General features: G+C 65.2%; 14 protein-coding genes. 7 read left to right on the top strand and 7 right to left on the bottom strand.

The genetic code is table 11. The features are described from left to right. The first annotated feature begins 115 nt into the window (after nt 1-115). The gene (argE, locus tag ACFZCE_RS08780; RefSeq protein WP_390938034.1) at nt 116-1,264 is read left to right on the top strand and encodes an acetylornithine deacetylase; all 1,149 of its coding nucleotides are present in this window, start codon (nt 116-118) and stop codon (nt 1,262-1,264) included. A gap of 129 nt (nt 1,265-1,393) precedes the next feature. Beyond that, nucleotides 1,394-2,698: an amino-acid N-acetyltransferase gene (gene argA / locus ACFZCE_RS08785; RefSeq protein ID WP_390938036.1), complete on the top strand. Its 1,305-nt coding sequence runs from the start codon at nt 1,394-1,396 to the stop codon at nt 2,696-2,698. Between the two features lie 54 nt (nt 2,699-2,752). Here the strand turns inward: argA and gshA are convergent, their stop codons facing one another. The 3 genes from gshA to ACFZCE_RS08800 form a co-directional block, all read right to left on the bottom strand. After that, nucleotides 2,753-4,351, bottom strand: coding sequence for a glutamate--cysteine ligase (gshA, locus tag ACFZCE_RS08790; protein WP_390938040.1), 1,599 nt, complete (start codon nt 4,349-4,351; stop codon nt 2,753-2,755). A 138-nt stretch (nt 4,352-4,489) separates the two neighbouring features. Continuing rightward, on the bottom strand, nt 4,490-4,873 hold the full coding sequence (locus tag ACFZCE_RS08795) for a hotdog fold thioesterase (RefSeq protein WP_390938042.1): 384 nt from the start codon (nt 4,871-4,873) through the stop codon (nt 4,490-4,492). Next, nucleotides 4,873-7,197 carry a Tex-like N-terminal domain-containing protein gene (locus ACFZCE_RS08800; protein ID WP_390938044.1) on the bottom strand — a complete coding sequence of 775 codons (2,325 nt, stop codon included), beginning with the start codon at nt 7,195-7,197 and terminating at the stop codon, nt 4,873-4,875. Before ACFZCE_RS08800 ends, ACFZCE_RS08795 begins: the two co-directional genes overlap by 1 nt. A gap of 240 nt (nt 7,198-7,437) precedes the next feature. Here ACFZCE_RS08800 and ompR point away from each other — a divergent pair, with 240 nt between their 5' ends. Together ompR and ACFZCE_RS08810 are read left to right on the top strand one after the other, a co-directional pair. Next, complete coding sequence (ompR, locus tag ACFZCE_RS08805) at nt 7,438-8,178, top strand: two-component system response regulator OmpR (protein WP_390938046.1); 741 nt, start codon at nt 7,438-7,440, stop codon at nt 8,176-8,178. A gap of 92 nt (nt 8,179-8,270) precedes the next feature. Further along, nucleotides 8,271-9,584: an ATP-binding protein gene (locus ACFZCE_RS08810; RefSeq protein ID WP_390938048.1), complete on the top strand. Its 1,314-nt coding sequence runs from the start codon at nt 8,271-8,273 to the stop codon at nt 9,582-9,584. Nucleotides 9,585-9,598: 14 nt separating this feature from the next. Here the strand turns inward: ACFZCE_RS08810 and rimK are convergent, their stop codons facing one another. Together rimK and ACFZCE_RS08820 are read right to left on the bottom strand one after the other, a co-directional pair. Beyond that, nucleotides 9,599-10,504 (bottom strand): 30S ribosomal protein S6--L-glutamate ligase, encoded by a 906-nt coding sequence (gene rimK / locus ACFZCE_RS08815; RefSeq protein ID WP_390938050.1) that lies wholly within the window; start codon nt 10,502-10,504, stop codon nt 9,599-9,601. Continuing rightward, the gene (locus ACFZCE_RS08820; protein WP_390938634.1) at nt 10,501-10,956 is read right to left on the bottom strand and encodes a RimK/LysX family protein; all 456 of its coding nucleotides are present in this window, start codon (nt 10,954-10,956) and stop codon (nt 10,501-10,503) included. The genes rimK and ACFZCE_RS08820 overlap by 4 nt, the downstream gene beginning before the upstream one ends. Before the next feature lie 180 nt (nt 10,957-11,136). Here ACFZCE_RS08820 and ACFZCE_RS08825 point away from each other — a divergent pair, with 180 nt between their 5' ends. Then, nucleotides 11,137-11,535: a S4 domain-containing protein gene (locus tag ACFZCE_RS08825; RefSeq protein WP_390938052.1), complete on the top strand. Its 399-nt coding sequence runs from the start codon at nt 11,137-11,139 to the stop codon at nt 11,533-11,535. On the opposite strand, the gene ACFZCE_RS08830 is transcribed toward ACFZCE_RS08825, so the two are convergent. Further along, the gene (locus ACFZCE_RS08830) at nt 11,525-12,322 is read right to left on the bottom strand and encodes a phosphatase PAP2 family protein (RefSeq protein WP_390938054.1); all 798 of its coding nucleotides are present in this window, start codon (nt 12,320-12,322) and stop codon (nt 11,525-11,527) included. The genes ACFZCE_RS08825 and ACFZCE_RS08830 overlap by 11 nt on opposite strands. 110 nt (nt 12,323-12,432) lie before the next feature. Here ACFZCE_RS08830 and hslO point away from each other — a divergent pair, with 110 nt between their 5' ends. Then, nucleotides 12,433-13,335: an Hsp33 family molecular chaperone HslO gene (gene hslO / locus ACFZCE_RS08835; RefSeq protein ID WP_390938056.1), complete on the top strand. Its 903-nt coding sequence runs from the start codon at nt 12,433-12,435 to the stop codon at nt 13,333-13,335. Between the two features lie 180 nt (nt 13,336-13,515). Beyond that, entirely contained in the window at nt 13,516-15,060 is a 1,545-nt protein-coding gene (locus tag ACFZCE_RS08840; protein ID WP_390938058.1) for a phosphoenolpyruvate carboxykinase, read from the top strand. Between the two features lie 179 nt (nt 15,061-15,239). Here the strand turns inward: ACFZCE_RS08840 and ACFZCE_RS08845 are convergent, their stop codons facing one another. Continuing rightward, nucleotides 15,240-15,959, bottom strand: coding sequence for a hypothetical protein (locus tag ACFZCE_RS08845; protein ID WP_390938060.1), 720 nt, complete (start codon nt 15,957-15,959; stop codon nt 15,240-15,242). Nucleotides 15,960-15,971: the final 12 nt, after the last annotated feature.

Below are 15,971 nucleotides of genomic sequence, written 5' to 3' on the forward strand. Positions count from 1 at the left end.
CGGGGGGCAGTAGCGTAGCTGCGAAAAAGGCGCCCAGTGTACCGCACCGGGGCGCTGACCGGTTTATTCCAGCGGGCGGATGGTTCTATGATGGGGCACAACCGGGAGATGACCGATGCCTTTGCCGCCCCTGAAAGAGCAGTTTGCCACGCTGATCGCCACGCCGTCGGTAAGCTGCACCCAAGCTTCGCTCGACATGCCCAACCAGCCGGTGATCGACGTACTGGCCACTTGGCTGGGGGACCTTGGCTTCACCTGTGAGGTGCAGCAGGTGGCGCCGGGCAAGGCCAACCTGCTCGCCAGCTTCGGTACTGGCCCCGGCGGCCTGGTGCTGGCCGGGCACAGCGACACGGTGCCGTTCGACGAGCGCCTGTGGGCGACCAACCCGCTGGCGCTGACCGAGCAGGGCGACCGCTGGCTGGGCCTGGGCGTGTGCGACATGAAGGGGTTCTTCCCGCTGGTGATCGAGGCGGTGAAGCCGCTGCTGTCGCAGCCGTTCAAGCAGCCGTTGCTGGTGCTGGCCACCTGTGACGAAGAAAGCTCGATGTCGGGCGCCAAGGCCCTGGCCGAGGCCGGCAAGCCGCTCGGCCGCGCGGCGGTGATCGGCGAGCCCACGGGCCTCAAGCCGATCCGCCTGCACAAGGGCGTGATGATGGAGCGCATCGACATTCTCGGGCAAAGCGGCCACTCGTCCGACCCCAGCCTGGGCCACAGCGCAATGGAGGCCATGCACGCGGTGATGGGCGAGCTGATCGGCCTGCGCCAGCACTGGCAGGCGGTGTACAACAACCCGCAGTTCGGCGTGCCGCAGCCCACCCTCAACCTGGGTTGCATCCATGGTGGCGACAACCCCAACCGCATCTGCGGGCAATGCTCGCTGGAGTTCGACCTGCGCCCGCTGCCCGGCATGGACCCTGCCCAACTGCGCGCTGCGATCGCGCAAAAGCTCAACCCATTGGCCGAGCGCTACCAGGTGAAAATCGACTACGCGCCGCTGTTCGATGAGGTCCCGCCTTTCGAGCAGGCCGCCGACGCCGAGTTGGTGCAGGTGGCCGAACGCCTCACCGGCCACCGCGCCGAGGCGGTGGCCTTCGGCACCGAAGCGCCGTATTTTCAGAAATTGGGTAGTCAGACCATCGTGTTGGGCCCCGGCGACATCCGCTGCGCCCACCAACCCGGCGAGTATCTGGAATTGTCACGTTTAGAGCCTACCGTGCGTCTATTGCGTGAATTGATCCAGCATTACTGCCTGGCCCCGGCCTGAATAGCCGGTGGCCGTTACCGTATTCACACCCTAAGGAGCGCGCGCGTGTTGCCAAGCCTGTTACGACGATAACCAACCTCAACCGTTGCATCGCGCTTTCGTCTTGAATTGCCACAGGCCCTCTGCCCCATGCCCGAATACGTTAACTGGCTCCGCCACGCTTCGCCTTACATCAACGCCCACCGGGACTGCACCTTCGTGGTGATGCTGCCCGGTGATGGCGTAGAACACCCTAACTTCGGCAACATCGTCCATGACCTGGTGTTGCTGCACAGCCTGGGCGTGCGCCTGGTGCTGGTGCACGGCTCGCGGCCGCAAATCGAAAGCCGCCTGGCCACCCGCGGTATTACCCCGCGCTACCACAACGGCCTGCGCATCACCGACTCGCCCACCCTGGAGTGCGTGATCGACGCCGTCGGCCACCTGCGCATCGCCATCGAAGCGCGGTTGTCAATGGACATGGCCTCCTCGCCGATGCAGGGCTCGCGGCTGCGCGTGGTCAGCGGCAACCTCGTGACCGCCAAGCCGATCGGCGTGCTCGAAGGGGTGGACTACCACCACACCGGCGAGGTGCGGCGTATCGACCGCAAGGGCATCAACCGCTTGCTGGACGAGCGCGCCATCGTGCTGCTGTCGCCCTTGGGCTATTCGCCCACCGGCGAGATCTTCAACATTGCCTGCGAAGACGTCGCCACCCGCGCGGCGGTAGACCTGGCGGCAGACAAACTGCTGCTGTTCGGCGCCGAACCCGGCCTGCTCGATGCCAATGGCCGCCTGGTGCGGGAAATCAGCCCACTGCAAGTGCCGGCGCAACTGCAAAGGCTGGGCCCGGACGACTACCAGGGCGAGCTGCTCGACGCCGCCGCCCAGGCCTGCCAGGGCGGCGTGGCGCGCAGCCACATCGTCAGCTACGCCGAAGACGGCGCGCTGCTCAGCGAGCTGTTCACCCGTGCGGGCAACGGTACCCTGGTGGCCCAGGAGCAGTTCGAGCGGGTGCGCGAGGCGAACATCGAAGACGTGGGCGGGTTGATCGAACTGATCAGCCCGCTGGAAGAACAAGGCATTCTGGTGCGGCGCTCGCGCGAGGTGCTGGAGCGGGAAATTTCGCACTTCAGCATCGTTGAGCGGGAGGGGATGATCATCGCCTGCGCGGCGCTTTACCCGATTGCCGACTCAGACGCCGGTGAGCTGGCGTGCCTGGCGGTGAACCCGGAGTACCGCCATGGCGGGCGCGGCGACGAGCTGCTGGAGCGTATCGAAGAGCGGGCCTTGGCCAGCGGCTTGAAAACCCTGTTCGTGCTCACCACCCGCACCGCCCACTGGTTTCGCGAGCGCGGCTTCGAGCCCAGCGGGGTAGAACGGCTGCCGGCGGCGCGGGCGTCGCTGTACAACTTCCAGCGTAATTCGAAGATTTTCGAGAAGACGATAGGCTGAGGCGGCTGGCCTCCCCCAAGATGAGGTGGGAGGCCGGCGGTGCCGGGCGAGGGGTCAGTGGCTGATGGCGAGAATGCTCGCCTGATACGCCGCCACGAACAGGTCGAAATCCCCCACTTCCTCGCGTTCCATGGCGGCTTGTTTTTCCAGCGACTCACGGGCCAATTGGCCGAAGCTGGCCTTCTCGGCTTCGGTCAGCGGCTGGCTGGCCAGTGCTTCGGCGTGGGCGCGGCTTTGCCGCAGCGAGAACGCCACGAAGCCTTCTTCATGCTCGCGCATGCTCGCCAGCACCTGCGCCGACGGCGTCAGTGCTGGGTCCGCGACCTTGGCCTGCTGGGCCGCGAGGGCTTCGGCGTGGGCGCTTTGGCCGTTGGCGCGGTCGAGCAGCGTGGCGATCGGCGCGATGCGCTCCAGCAGCTCGCTGGCCCAGGCTTGCAGGGCTACTGGCTCGCCGCCACGCTGCAGTTGCAGGCCCGGCCGGCGGCCTTCCTTGACCACGCTCATGAAGTTGCTGGCGCAGGCGCCGCACTCGTTGTCGTCGATCAGCGGGCTGTGCTCCAGCGCGCAGAACAGCAGGAAGGCGTCGAGGAACTTCGCCTCGGCCAGGTCGACCCCAGTCGGCAGGAACGGGTTGATGTCCAGGCAGCGCACTTCTACATACTGCACGCCGCGTGCGGCCAGGGCCTGGATCGGCCGCTCGCCGGGGTAGGTCACGCGCTTGGGGCGGATGTTCGAGTAGTACTCGTTTTCGATCTGCAGCACGTTGGTGTTCAGCTGCACCCACTCGCCATCCTTGTGCGTGCCGATTTCCTGATACGGCGCGTACGGGGTGGCCACGGCCTGGCGCAGGCTTTCGGTGTAGCTGGCGAGGTCGTTGTAGCAGGGCGTGAGGCCGGCCTGGGCGTTGTTCTGGTAGCCCAGGTCGCTCATGCGCAGGCTGGTAGCGTAGGGCAGGTACAGCGTGGTGGCATCGAACGTTTCGAGCTGGTGCGGGCGATCCCGCAGGAAGCCGGCGTCCAGCGCTGGCGAGGCGCCAAACAGGTACATCAGCAGCCAGCTGTAGCGGCGGAAGTTGCGCAGCAGGCTGATGTACGCGCTGGATTGGTAATCGCGGTCGCTGGCGTTGCTGCCCTCACTGGCGCGCAGCAGCGGCCACAACGCCTCGGGGATCGAGAAGTTGTAATGGATGCCGGCGATGCACTGCATGGTCTTGCCATAGCGCACGGCCAGGCCCTTGCGGTACACGTGCTTGAGCTGGCCGATGTTCGAGGTGCCGTACCAGGCGATCGGGATGTCTGCCTCGGCCGGCAACGTACAGGGCATCGACGGGCTCCACAGCAGTTCGTCGGCCAAGCCGGTGTAGGCGAAGCGGTGGATGGCTTCGAGGCTTTTCAGCGTGTCGGCTGGGTCTGCCAGGGCTGGGGTGATGAACTCCAGCAAGGATTCGGAATAATCGGTGGTGATCTGTTCGTGGGTCAGCGCCGAGCCCAGGGCTTCGGGGTGCGGCGTCTGCGCCAGGCGGCCATCGGCGGTTACCCGCAGGCATTCACGTTCGATACCGTGCAGGCACTGCGTGAGCAGGCTCAGGTTGGCAGGCGCGCCCAGCAGCTGCAGGCGGCGGGTGAGAAATTCGCTCAAAGTCAGTTCCTTCACGCATCGGTCGCCCCGATATGGGGGTGGAACGATCAGTTACAAGGGGGCGCAATCACCGGCGTCGTCGCCTGGTCGGGAATACCCGGGCTGCAAGCAGTGCCGTTTGCGCCGACACTACTCCAACCCGGGGGGCTTCGGCTACAGAGCCGCGAAGGTGGCCTGGGCCTTGGCCATCAGTTTGTCGTTCTGGAACACTTCGGCGTCGACCACCAGCGTGCGCCGCCCGGCGTGGATCACCCGGGCGATGCAGTTGACCTCACCGTCGGCGACGGCGCGGATGTAGTTGATTTTGCATTCCAGCGTCACGCTCGATTTGTCGAAGCCATGGGCGGTGGAGCAGGCCAGGCCCATGGCGACGTCTACCAGGCTGAACATGGCGCCGCCGTGCAGCTTGCCGAGGCGGTTGCGCAGCGGCTTGGTCAACGCCAGGGCCACCTCCGCCAGGTGCTCTTCGAGCCGCACCACGCGGCAGCCGAGCAACTGGCTGAAGGGGCTTTCGGTCAGGCCGGCAGGGATGTCCATTAGCGCTTCTTCAGTTGTTTGGCGTTGGCGAACAGCGCGGCCATGGCCCCGCTGGCGGGAGCGGCTTCAGCCTTGGCGCGTGGCTGGCCACCCTGGGCAGCGCGTGGCGCGGCAGCTGGGCGGCCGCCACCACGGGGGCCTTCGGTTTTTTCGCCGGGGGTGTCGCCCATGCGCATCGACAGGCCCACGCGTTTGCGCGGGATGTCGACTTCCATCACCTTGACCTTGACCACGTCGCCGGCCTTGACCGCTTCACGCGGGTCTTTCACGAACTTCTCGCTCAGCGCCGAGATGTGCACCAGGCCATCCTGGTGCACGCCGATGTCAACGAACGCGCCGAAGTTGGTGACGTTGGTGACCACGCCTTCGAGGATCATCCCGGGCTGCAGGTCTTTGAGGTCTTCGACGCCCTCCTGGAACTCCGCCGTCTTGAACTCGGGGCGCGGGTCACGGCCGGGCTTGTCGAGCTCTTGCAGGATGTCGGTCACGGTCGGCAGGCCGAAAGTTTCGTCGGTGAATTTCTTCGGGTCGAGGCGCTTGAGGAAGCCGCTGTCGCCGATCAGCGAGCGCACGTCGCGGTCGGTGCCCTGGGCGATGCGCTGCACCAGCGGGTAGGCTTCCGGGTGCACGGCAGAGGCGTCCAACGGGTTGTCACCGCTCATCACCCGCAAGAAGCCCGCGGCCTGCTCGAAGGTTTTTTCGCCCAGGCGGCTGACTTTTTTCAGATCAGCCCGGGTGCGGAAGGCACCGTTGGCGTCGCGGTGGCTGACGATGTTCTGCGCCAGGGTGGCGTTGAGGCCGGAGATACGGCTGAGCAGCGCCACCGAGGCGGTGTTCACGTCTACGCCCACGGCGTTCACGCAGTCTTCGACCACGGCATCGAGGCTGCGCGCCAGCTTCAATTGCGAGACGTCGTGCTGGTACTGGCCCACGCCGATGGATTTAGGGTCGATCTTCACCAGTTCGGCCAGTGGGTCTTGCAGGCGCCGGGCGATCGACACGGCGCCACGCAGCGACACGTCGAGCTCGGGGAATTCGCGGGCGGCCAGTTCCGAGGCCGAGTACACCGAAGCACCCGCCTCGGACACCACCACCTTGGTCATCTTCAGGCCTGGGTACTTTTTGATCAGCTCCAGCGCGAGCTTGTCGGTTTCGCGGCTGGCGGTGCCGTTGCCGATGGCGATCAGGTCTACCGCGTGCTTGGCGCACAGCGCGGCGAGCACGGCGATGGTCTGGTCCCACTGGTTTTTCGGAACGTGCGGGTACACGGTGGCGGTGTCGAGCAGCTTGCCGGTGGCGTCGACCACCGCGACCTTGCAGCCGGTGCGCAGGCCTGGGTCAAGCCCGAGGGTGGCGCGCGGGCCGGCGGGGGCGGCCAGCAGCAGGTCATTGAGGTTGTGCGCGAACACCCGGATCGCTTCGCCTTCGGCGTTGTCACGCAGCTCGCCGAACAGGTCGTTCTCGAGGCTGGTGTACAGCTTGACCTTCCACGTCCAGCGCACCACTTCGCCAAGCCACTTGTCGGCCGGGCGCTGCTGGTTGCTGACGCCGAAGCGCTCGCCGATCATCAGCTCGCACGGGTGCAGGGTGCCGGGCAGCTCTTCGCCAACCTTCAGCGTGGCGCTCAGGATGCCTTCGTTGCGGCCACGGAAAATCGCCAGGGCGCGGTGCGACGGCATGCTCTTGAGCGGCTCGTCGTGCTCGAAGTAGTCGCGGAATTTCGCCCCTTCGGTTTCCTTGCCGGCCACCAGGCGCGCGCTCAGGGTGGCTTCCTGCTTGAGGAACCCACGGAGTTTTTCGAGCAGGGTGGCGTCTTCGGCGAAGCGCTCCATCAGGATGTACTTGGCGCCTTCAAGCACGGCCTTGGTGTCGGCAAAGCCTTTTTCAGCATCGATGAACCGCGCGGCTTCGGCCTCGGGCTCGAGCCCTGGGTTGCCGAACAGGCCGTCGGCCAGCTCGCCGAGGCCGGCCTCGAGGGCGATCTGGCCCTTGGTGCGGCGTTTTTGCTTGTAGGGGAGGTAGAGGTCTTCGAGGCGGGTTTTGGTGTCGGCCAGTTTGATTTCGCGGGCCAGTTCTGGGGTCAGCTTGCCTTGCTCGTCGATGCTGGCCAGGATGCTGGCGCGGCGTTCGTCGAGTTCGCGCAGGTAGCGCAGGCGTTCTTCGAGGTGGCGCAACTGGGTGTCATCGAGGCTGCCGGTGACTTCTTTCCGGTAGCGGGCGATGAACGGTACCGTAGAGCCTTCATCGAGGAGGGCGACGGCCGCTTCGACCTGCTGGGGGCGAACGCCGAGTTCCTCGGCGATGCGGCTGTTGATGCTTTCCATAAAACCACCTGCAAACGATTGGGGCCAGGCCTGGCGCGGCGTGGCGGTCACATTCCGGCGCTGCCGGAGCTCGAAAAAGGCCGCATTATAACCACCCAGGGGGCGCGCGGGTCAGGCCTGCGGCAAACAGCGACAAAACCCTCGGCTGCCCCGCCAGGAAAAATCTGCTAACAATGCATACAGCACGGCTACCACCGGCCCACGGCATAATGCGCGCCGCGCCCCCCACAGGAGTTATTCATGAGTAGCACTGCCGCAACCGTTGAAGGCGATAAAATCCTCATCGTCGATGACGACCCAGGGTTGAGCAGCCTGCTGGAGCGTTTCTTTGTCAGCAAGGGCTACCGCGCCCGCACCGTCACCAACACCAAAGACATGGACCGCCTGCTCGGCCGTGAAGTGTTCAACCTCGTGGTGCTCGACCTCATGCTGCCTGGCGAAGACGGCCTCTCCGCCTGCCGCCGCCTGCGCGCGGCCAACAACCTGGTGCCGATCATCATGCTTACCGCCAAGGGCGACGAGCTGAGCCGCATCAAGGGCCTGGAAATCGGCGCCGACGACTACCTCGCCAAACCGTTCAACCCCGACGAGTTGATGGCCCGGGTCAAGGCGGTGTTGCGCCGCCAGTACGTACCGGTGCCGGGCGCGCCGGGTAACTCCGACGAAGTGGTCACCTTCGGCGACTACGAGCTGTCGCTGGCCACCCGCGAGCTCAAGCGCGGTAACGAAGTGCACATGCTCACCACCGGCGAATTCGCCGTGCTCAAGGCGCTGGTGTCTCACGCCCGCGAGCCGCTGACGCGCGACAAGCTGATGAGCCTGGCCCGCGGCCGTGAATGGGATGCGCTGGAGCGCTCCATCGACGTGCAAATCTCCCGCCTGCGCCGGATGATCGAACCGGACCCGGCCAAGCCGCGTTACATCCAAACGGTCTGGGGCGTCGGCTACGTATTCGTACCGGACGGCCACACCGCCAAGTGAGCTGCTGGGCCCACAACGCCCCCGCCCACTGCTGGCCTACGCGCCAGTGGTGGGTTGTTTCGTTTCTGCGTTTCCGTGTTTGATGAGCCTCTATGAAAGCGCCGCTCTGGTTCCCCCAAAGCTTCTTTGCCCGCACCCTCTGGCTGGTGCTGATCGCCGTTCTGTTCTCCAAGGCGCTGACGCTGGTTTACCTGCTGATGAACGAAGACGTACTGGTCGACCGCCAGTACAGCCACGGCGTTGGCCTGACGCTTCGCGCCTACTGGGCCGCGGATGAACTGAACCGAGAGAAAATCGCCGCCGCCGCCGGGCTGATCCGCGTGGTGGGCAATGGGGTGCCGCAGGGCGAACAGCACTGGCCGTACAGCGAGATCTACCAGCGGCAGATGCAGGCCGAGCTGGGCGAAGACACCGAGGTGCGCCTGCGCGTGCACGCACCGCCAGCACTGTGGGTGCGCGCCCCCAGCCTGGGGCCGGACTGGATGAAAGTACCGCTGTACCCCCACCCGCTGCGCGGGCAGAAAATCTGGAGCGTGCTGGGCTGGTTCCTTGCCATTGGCGTGCTCTCTACCCTGTCGGCGTGGATCTTCGTCAGCCAATTGATCCGCCCGTTGAAAATGCTCGTGACCGCCGCCCGTGAACTGGGCAAGGGCCGCAGCGTGCGCCTGCCGCTGAGCGACCAGCCCAGCGAGATGCAGGAGGTGTACAGCGCCTTCAACCAGATGGCCGAAGACGTGGAGCAGGCCGGGCGCGAGCGCGAGCTGATGCTGGCAGGGGTGTCCCATGACCTGCGCACCCCGTTGACCCGCCTGCGCCTGTCGTTGGCGTTGATGGGCGAACGCAACGAGTTTTCCGACGACATGGTCCGCGACATCGAAGACATGGACGCCATTCTCGACCAGTTCATGGCGTTCATGCGTGACGGCCGTGACGAGGCCGTGGAAGAGGCCGACCTGGGCTGCCTGGTCGAAGAGATCGTCGCGCCGTTCAACCAGGTGGCACCGCAGGTGGCCCTGCAGTTGCAGCCCATGCCGCCGGTGCCGTTGCGGCGGGTGGCGATCAAGCGCTTGCTGACCAACCTGGTGGATAACGCGCTGTACCACGGGGGTGGCGACCAGGTTGAGGTGCACGCGCACCTGGCGGGGGACTCGATCGCCCCCTACGTGGTGCTCAGCGTGCTCGACCGCGGCGAGGGGCTGACCGAGCAGGAGCTCGAGAACATCTTCAACCCCTTTACCCGCGGTGACCGGGCGCGCAGCAAGGGCACCGGGCTGGGGCTGGCGATCGTCAAGCGGATCGCCGGCATGCACGGCGGCAACGTGGAGTTGCGCAACCGTGAGGGCGGCGGGATGGAAGCGCGAGTGCGTTTGCCGTTGAACTTGATGCTGCCCAGAGACGCCACTTAAGGGCGATGGGCCCTTCAGCCCTTGCCCTTGGTACGGGTCAGGTTAGGCCCGCTGTTCTTCTCCAAATGCTCGATGATGATCGACGCCACGTTCTTGCCGGTGGTTTCCTCGATGCCCTCCAGCCCAGGCGAGGAGTTCACCTCCATCACCAGCGGCCCATGGTTGGAGCGCAGGATGTCGACCCCGGCCACTTGCAGGCCCATCACCTTGGCCGCGCGAATGGCCGTGACCCGTTCTTCCGGGGTGATCTTGATCAGGCTGGCGGTGCCGCCACGGTGAAGGTTCGAGCGGAATTCCCCAGGCTTGGCCTGGCGTTTCATCGCCGCGATCACCTTGTCGCCCACCACGAAGCAGCGGATGTCGGCGCCGCCGGCTTCCTTGATGTACTCCTGCACCATGATGTTCTGCTTCAGCCCCATGAACGCCTCGATCACCGATTCGGCGGCCTTGGTCGTTTCGCACAGCACCACGCCGATGCCCTGGGTGCCCTCGAGCACCTTGATCACCAGCGGGGCGCCGTTGACCATCTGGATCAGGTCGGGGATGTCGTCGGGGGAGTGGGCAAAGCCGGTGACCGGCAAGCCCAGGCCGCGCCGCGACAGCAACTGCAGCGAGCGGAGTTTGTCTCGCGAGCGGGCGATGGCCACCGACTCGTTGAGTGGGTACACGCCCATCATCTCGAACTGGCGAAGCACCGCGCAGCCGTAGAAGGTCACCGAAGCGCCGATGCGCGGGATCACCGCGTCGAAGCCCTCCAGCGGCTTGCCGCGGTAGTGGATCTGCGGGTTGTGGCTGGCGATGTTCATGTACGCGCGCAAGGTGTCGACCACGACCATTTCGTGGCCCCGCTGCTCACCGGCCTCGACCAGGCGGCGGGTGGAATACAGACGCGGGTTTCGCGACAGTACGGCTATCTTCATGCAACACCTGTGGTGCTAGGGATGGAAACCGGAAACGCCGGTTTGTCTTGTACGTAGGTCAGGCCCGGGTTGACCACCAGTTGGCCCGCCACCAGCGCCTTGGAGCCCAGCAGCAGGCGGTAGCGCATGGCCTTGCGGCAGGCGAGGGTGAATTCCACCGGCCATACCCGGTCGCCCAGCGCCAGGGTGGTGCGGATGGTGTAACGCACCTGCGCCTGGCCGTTGGAGCTTTTGATCGTTTTCATCGCCACCAGCGGCGCTTCGCAGCGGCGGTGGCGCAACTGCACCACTGACCCCAGATGAGCGTTGAAACGCACCCAAGGTTCACCGCCGCGCTCGAACGGTTCGATTTCGGTGGCATGCAGGCTGGAGGTGCTGGCGCCGGTGTCGATTTTGGCCCGTAGGCCCGCCACACCCAATTCGGGCAGCGCCACCCACTCGCGAAGGCCTATCACAGAAAGATGATCGAATGTTTTCAATGGGTTCAGCCGCAATACGTGAATAAAGGCAGGCCCTTGGCCATGCCTGCACAGAATAGACCGTGCCGCTGAACTGTAATCGCAAGGCGGGTGAGATTGCATCCACCGCAGGTGGTAGTAGAGTGCGGTTATGTTTCAAGATGAGGTAACGCTGTGGCTAAGCCCGATCTGGCTGAACAGGATGACAAGGTCCGCCTCGACAAATGGCTGTGGGCGGCGCGGTTTTTCAAAACCCGCGCGCTGGCCAAGGCGGCGATAGAAAGCGGCAAGGTTCACCACCGTGGCGAGCGCTGCAAGCCAGGCAAAGAGCCGCGGGTGGGGGATGAGTATCAGATCCGCGCCGGCTTCGACGAACGCACGGTGGTGGTCAAGGCGCTTTCGGCGGTGCGCCGTGGCGCCCCCGAAGCGCAAACGCTGTATGAAGAAACCCCCGCCAGCCTGGCCGGGCGGGAGAACGCCGCGGCGCTGCGCAAGGCGGGGGCAATGGGCATCGAGACCGACGGCCGCCCGACCAAGAAGCAGCGCCGCCAGTTGCTCGGGCTCAAGCGCTGATCACGCTCAGGCGGTTGACCAGTGGCAGGCGCTGCAGCAGGTTGAACAGCGGCGCGGTCACGCGGGTCAGCCACCCGCTGGCGTGGGCCACGAACGGGGTGTAGTACCCCCAGCCCAACGCCAGCAGGGCCATCAGTACGCCGCCGATGTAGTCGTCCTGGCCCCAGTGCGCGCCGGCCACCAGCCGCGGCAGGCTGAACAACGCGGCCAGCGCCCACACCAGCACAACCTGCCCGGCGCGGCGGGCGGCGACGGTCATGTACATCGCCCAGATCAACAGCACCGAGGCGTGGTCGCCGGGGAAGCTATTGCTGGAGCGGTCTTTCAGCTCCCAGGTTTTCTCCAGGTGCGGGAACCAGTCGCTCAGGTGCACGGCATTGGGCATCACCATCGAGATGCTGTCGTGCTGCCAGCCGAGCCGGTCGCACAGCTTGGAGAACAGCGCGCGGATCACCAGCAACAGCAGCAGCACGGCGATAAAGCCCCAGAATGCCTGGCGCACCTGCACCGCGCGGAAAACCCAATCACCGCGGATCAGCAAAAACAGTAGAATGAGGCCAACCACCGCATCGAACGGGCGCAGGCTGCCCACCGTCCAGAGGTATCGCCAGGTTGTGTTGGTCGCCAGGGGTTGGTTGACCCAGGTATAGAAGCCTTGGTCGAACGCGGTCATCGCCTCATGCGCGCTGGGCCACAGCCACAGGCCCAGCAGCACCAGCGCGGCCAGGTTGCACAGAATTAGACCGCTGGCGTTCCACCTTGGTTGGAACAAGTCCGGTTTGTTCATAAGATACCTCTGTAGAGCAGTTTCAAGCGGCGCCTTGCGGTATGCCGGGGTCGGAGAATTAATTTTTTCTTCGATACATATTTTGTCATCTTTTAATGATCTGCAAACCTATGCCTTCATCGTTGCCTTCCGATTTTTCCCAACGTTTCATTTTTGACGAGGCCGACGCGCGCGGTGAGTTCGTCAGCCTGGCCAGCAGCTACGGCGAGGTGCTCGCGCGCCACCCGTACCCCGAGCCGGTGGCCCGGCTGTTGGGTGAGTTCATGGCCGCCGCGGCCTTGCTGGTCGGTACCCTCAAGTTCGACGGCCTGCTGATCCTCCAGGCGCGCTCTAACGGGCCGATCCCGCTGCTGATGATCGAGTGCTCGAGCGAGCGCGAAATCCGCGGCCTGGCGCGCTACGACGAAGCCGCCCTGGGCGCTGCCACGGACCTCGCCGAACTGATGCCCGACGGCTCGCTGGCGATGACCATCGACCCGCGCAAAGGCCAGCGCTACCAGGGCATCGTCGCCCTGGATGGCAAAACCCTGGCCGAGTGCTTCGACAACTACTTCGCCCAGTCGGAACAGTTGGGCACGCGCTTCTGGCTGCAGGCCGACGGCAGCAACGCCCGTGGCCTGCTGCTGCAGCAACTGCCGGCCGAGCACCAGCGCGACGACGAAGACCGCGCCAATACCTGGGAGCACCTGCTGGCCATGGCCCACACCCTCAGCGCCGAGGAACTGCTGGGCTTGAGCAACGAAACCGTGCTGCACCGGCTCTACCACGAAGAAGCGGTACGCCTGTTCGACGAACAGCCGCTACGCTTTCAGTGCAGTTGTTCGCGCGAACGTTCCGCGCGGGCGCTGGTCAGCCTGGGTGAAGCAGACGCCCTGAGCCTGGTCCAGGAGCAGGGCGGGCAGGTCGAGATCGACTGCCAGTTCTGTAACGAACGCTACCTGTTCGACGAGGCCGACGTCGCGCAACTGTTTGCCGGCGGTGGGGTCCAAGGGCCGTCAGAGACCCGTCACTGAAGCGATTTACCACTGCCAAGTGAGCGTGTAAGCGCCGGAATAGCGCCGTTTTCGACCGGAAGGCTCTACTCTTTTTGGGCGTTTCTGGCATAATCCGGCCCAATTTTCAGCTGTAGTAGGTTTGTGTTTTCTACTACAAAACGTTTGAAATACTCGGCCCGAGAGCCGACGGGGATTCACATGACGCAAGCCAAAAACGCCGTGTACACCGACATCAGCACCGCACAACTGGTCGAAGAAGCCCTTCGCCGCGGTGAAGGTGAGCTTGCCGCCAATGGCTCGCTGGTTGTGAAGACAGGCCATCGTACCGGCCGTTCGCCGGTCGATCGCTTCATCGTGGAAGAGCCATCCAGCCAGGATCAGATCGCCTGGGGCCCGATCAACCGCAAGTTCCCGGCCGACAAATTCGACGCCCTGTGGGCGCGGGTCGAAGCCTACGTTGGCGAGCGCGACCACTTTGTTTCCCACGTTCACGTAGGGTCTGACGAGCAGCACTACCTCGCCGTCAAGATGACCACCGAAACCGCCTGGCACAACCTTTTCGGCCGTTGCCTGTTCATCAACCCGGAACAGTACAACCCGGCCGGCAAGCAGGAATGGCAGATCCTCAACGCGCCGTGGTTCGTGTGCGAGCCGGAGCGTGATGGCACCAACTCCGACGGCACCGTGATCATCAACTTCGCCGCCAAGAAGGTGCTGATCGCTGGCATGCGTTACGCCGGCGAAATGAAAAAAGCCATGTTCTCGGTGCAGAACTACCTGCTGCCGGCTTCGGGCGTGCTGCCGATGCACTGCGCCGCCAACATGGGCGAAGAGGGCGATGTGACCCTGTTCTTCGGCCTGTCGGGCACCGGTAAAACCACCCTGTCGGCAGACGAATCCCGTTACCTGATCGGTGACGACGAGCACGGCTGGGGCGACGGCGTGGTGTTCAACATCGAAGGCGGTTGCTATGCCAAGTGCATCGACCTGACCGAGAAGAACGAGCCGGTGATCTGGAAGGCCATCCAGTTCGGCGCGGTGCTGGAAAACGTCGTGCTGAACGCCGAAACCCGCCTGCCCGACTACACCGACGACAGCCTGACCCAGAACAGCCGCGCCGCCTACCCGCGCGAGCTGATCGAAAAACGCGCGCCGAAAAACCTCGGCGGCGAGCCGAACGCGGTGATCTTCCTCACCTGCGACCTGACTGGCGTGCTGCCACCGGTGTCGATCCTGAGCGAAGAACAAGCCGCCTACCACTTCCTGTCGGGCTACACCGCGCTGGTGGGCTCTACTGAAATGGGTTCGGGCAGCGGCATCAAGTCGACCTTCTCCACCTGCTTCGGCGCGCCGTTCTTCCCGCGCCCGGCTGGCGTGTACGCTGAGCTGCTGATCAAGCGCATCCGCCAGTTCGGCTCGAAGGTGTACCTGGTCAACACCGGCTGGACCGGCGGTGGCTACGGCGTGGGCAAGCGCTTCAACATCCCGACCACCCGTGGCGTGATCGCCGCCATCCAGAGTGGCGCGCTGATCGGTGCTGAAACCGAGCACCTGGCCATCGTTAACCTCGACGTGCCAAAAGCCGTACCGGGCGTTGACGCCGGCCTGCTCAACCCACGCAACACCTGGGCTGACCCAGCCGCCTACGACGCCGCGGCCAAAGGCCTGGCGGGCCTGTTCACTGAAAACTTCAAGAAGTTCGAAGTGTCCGACGCCATCCGCAACGCCGGCCCGCAGGCCTAACCCGCCCGCTGCCAGAAAAACCGCCTTCGGGCGGTTTTTTGCGTTCAGGGGGAAGGTTTTTTGCCAGCTTTACCGGCCCTTCGCCCGGCACAGCCGGCCTCCCACCAGATGTGTATTGTCCCGGAAATCAAGCACAACACAGACCTTGTGGGAGGCCGGCTGTGCCGGGCGATAGGCCCTCAAGCCTTGAAGCTTTGGCTCGCCCCGCAGTACTGCTCCCGGGTGGCCTTGGTCACCTCGTCGCGGCTGCCTTCGGCGCGGCGGCTCCAGCTTTTGCATTGCTCGCGGAAGAACTGCGCCGCCGCGGCGCGGCAGTCCATGTGTTCGCCGGTGTTGGCCTCGAAGTTCATGCACACGCTGTCGTTGTCGATCACGCCGTCATAGATGCGCCATTGCGCCTGGTAGCGCCCCTCGCGCACGCCGCGGATCATCACCTGCGCAGTCTGGAAGGCGCGTGGGCGCGCCGCCGGCTGGCGGGTGGCGTGGAATTTGTCGAGGTAGGCCTGCGACACCAGCCCGGTGCGTGGCGCGGCGGGCGCCGGTGCCGGGGCGGGCTCGGCGACGAAGGGCGCTGGCGCGGTTTCGATAGGGGCGAAGCTGTGCGCGGGTGCCGGCTTGGCCGCGCCCCGTTCGCCAATGAGCGGCTGGGGCGCCTCGGGCGCTGGGGCTGGCATCGCTTCGGCGGCCACCGCTGGCACGCTGGCCGGCGCCTTGCTGCCTTGCCAGTACCAAGCGCCGCCCAGGCCCAACGCCACCAACAGCGCCCAACGCCCCCACGAGGGGCCGCTGGCAGGCGCGGGGCGGCGGGTTTTGCGCGCGGGCGAGCCGAGCACCACGTCGATCTTGCCGGGTTGCGCGTGTTGCATCTGTGTTACGCCGTCCTGGTTGGCGGGCTGCATGGGCATCTCCTG

Source organism: Pseudomonas sp. NPDC007930 (assembly GCF_042958985.1).
Lineage (GTDB): Bacteria > Pseudomonadota > Gammaproteobacteria > Pseudomonadales > Pseudomonadaceae > Aquipseudomonas.

Bases quoted from the DNA above. Each gene is read 5' to 3' on its own strand.
- argE (WP_390938034.1), top strand. From the start codon at position 116: ATGCCTTTGCCGCCCCTGAAAGAGCAGTTTGCCACGCTGATCGCCACG.
- ompR (WP_390938046.1), top strand. From the start codon at position 7,438: ATGAGTAGCACTGCCGCAACCGTTGAAGGCGATAAAATCCTCATCGTC.
- hslO (WP_390938056.1), top strand. From the start codon at position 12,433: ATGCCTTCATCGTTGCCTTCCGATTTTTCCCAACGTTTCATTTTTGAC.
- argA (WP_390938036.1), top strand. From the start codon at position 1,394: ATGCCCGAATACGTTAACTGGCTCCGCCACGCTTCGCCTTACATCAAC.
- ACFZCE_RS08795 (WP_390938042.1), bottom strand. From the start codon at position 4,873: ATGGACATCCCTGCCGGCCTGACCGAAAGCCCCTTCAGCCAGTTGCTC.
- ACFZCE_RS08845 (WP_390938060.1), bottom strand. From the start codon at position 15,959: ATGCAGCCCGCCAACCAGGACGGCGTAACACAGATGCAACACGCGCAA.
- ACFZCE_RS08810 (WP_390938048.1), top strand. From the start codon at position 8,271: ATGAAAGCGCCGCTCTGGTTCCCCCAAAGCTTCTTTGCCCGCACCCTC.
- rimK (WP_390938050.1), bottom strand. From the start codon at position 10,504: ATGAAGATAGCCGTACTGTCGCGAAACCCGCGTCTGTATTCCACCCGC.
- ACFZCE_RS08840 (WP_390938058.1), top strand. From the start codon at position 13,516: ATGACGCAAGCCAAAAACGCCGTGTACACCGACATCAGCACCGCACAA.
- ACFZCE_RS08800 (WP_390938044.1), bottom strand. From the start codon at position 7,197: ATGGAAAGCATCAACAGCCGCATCGCCGAGGAACTCGGCGTTCGCCCC.
- ACFZCE_RS08830 (WP_390938054.1), bottom strand. From the start codon at position 12,322: ATGAACAAACCGGACTTGTTCCAACCAAGGTGGAACGCCAGCGGTCTA.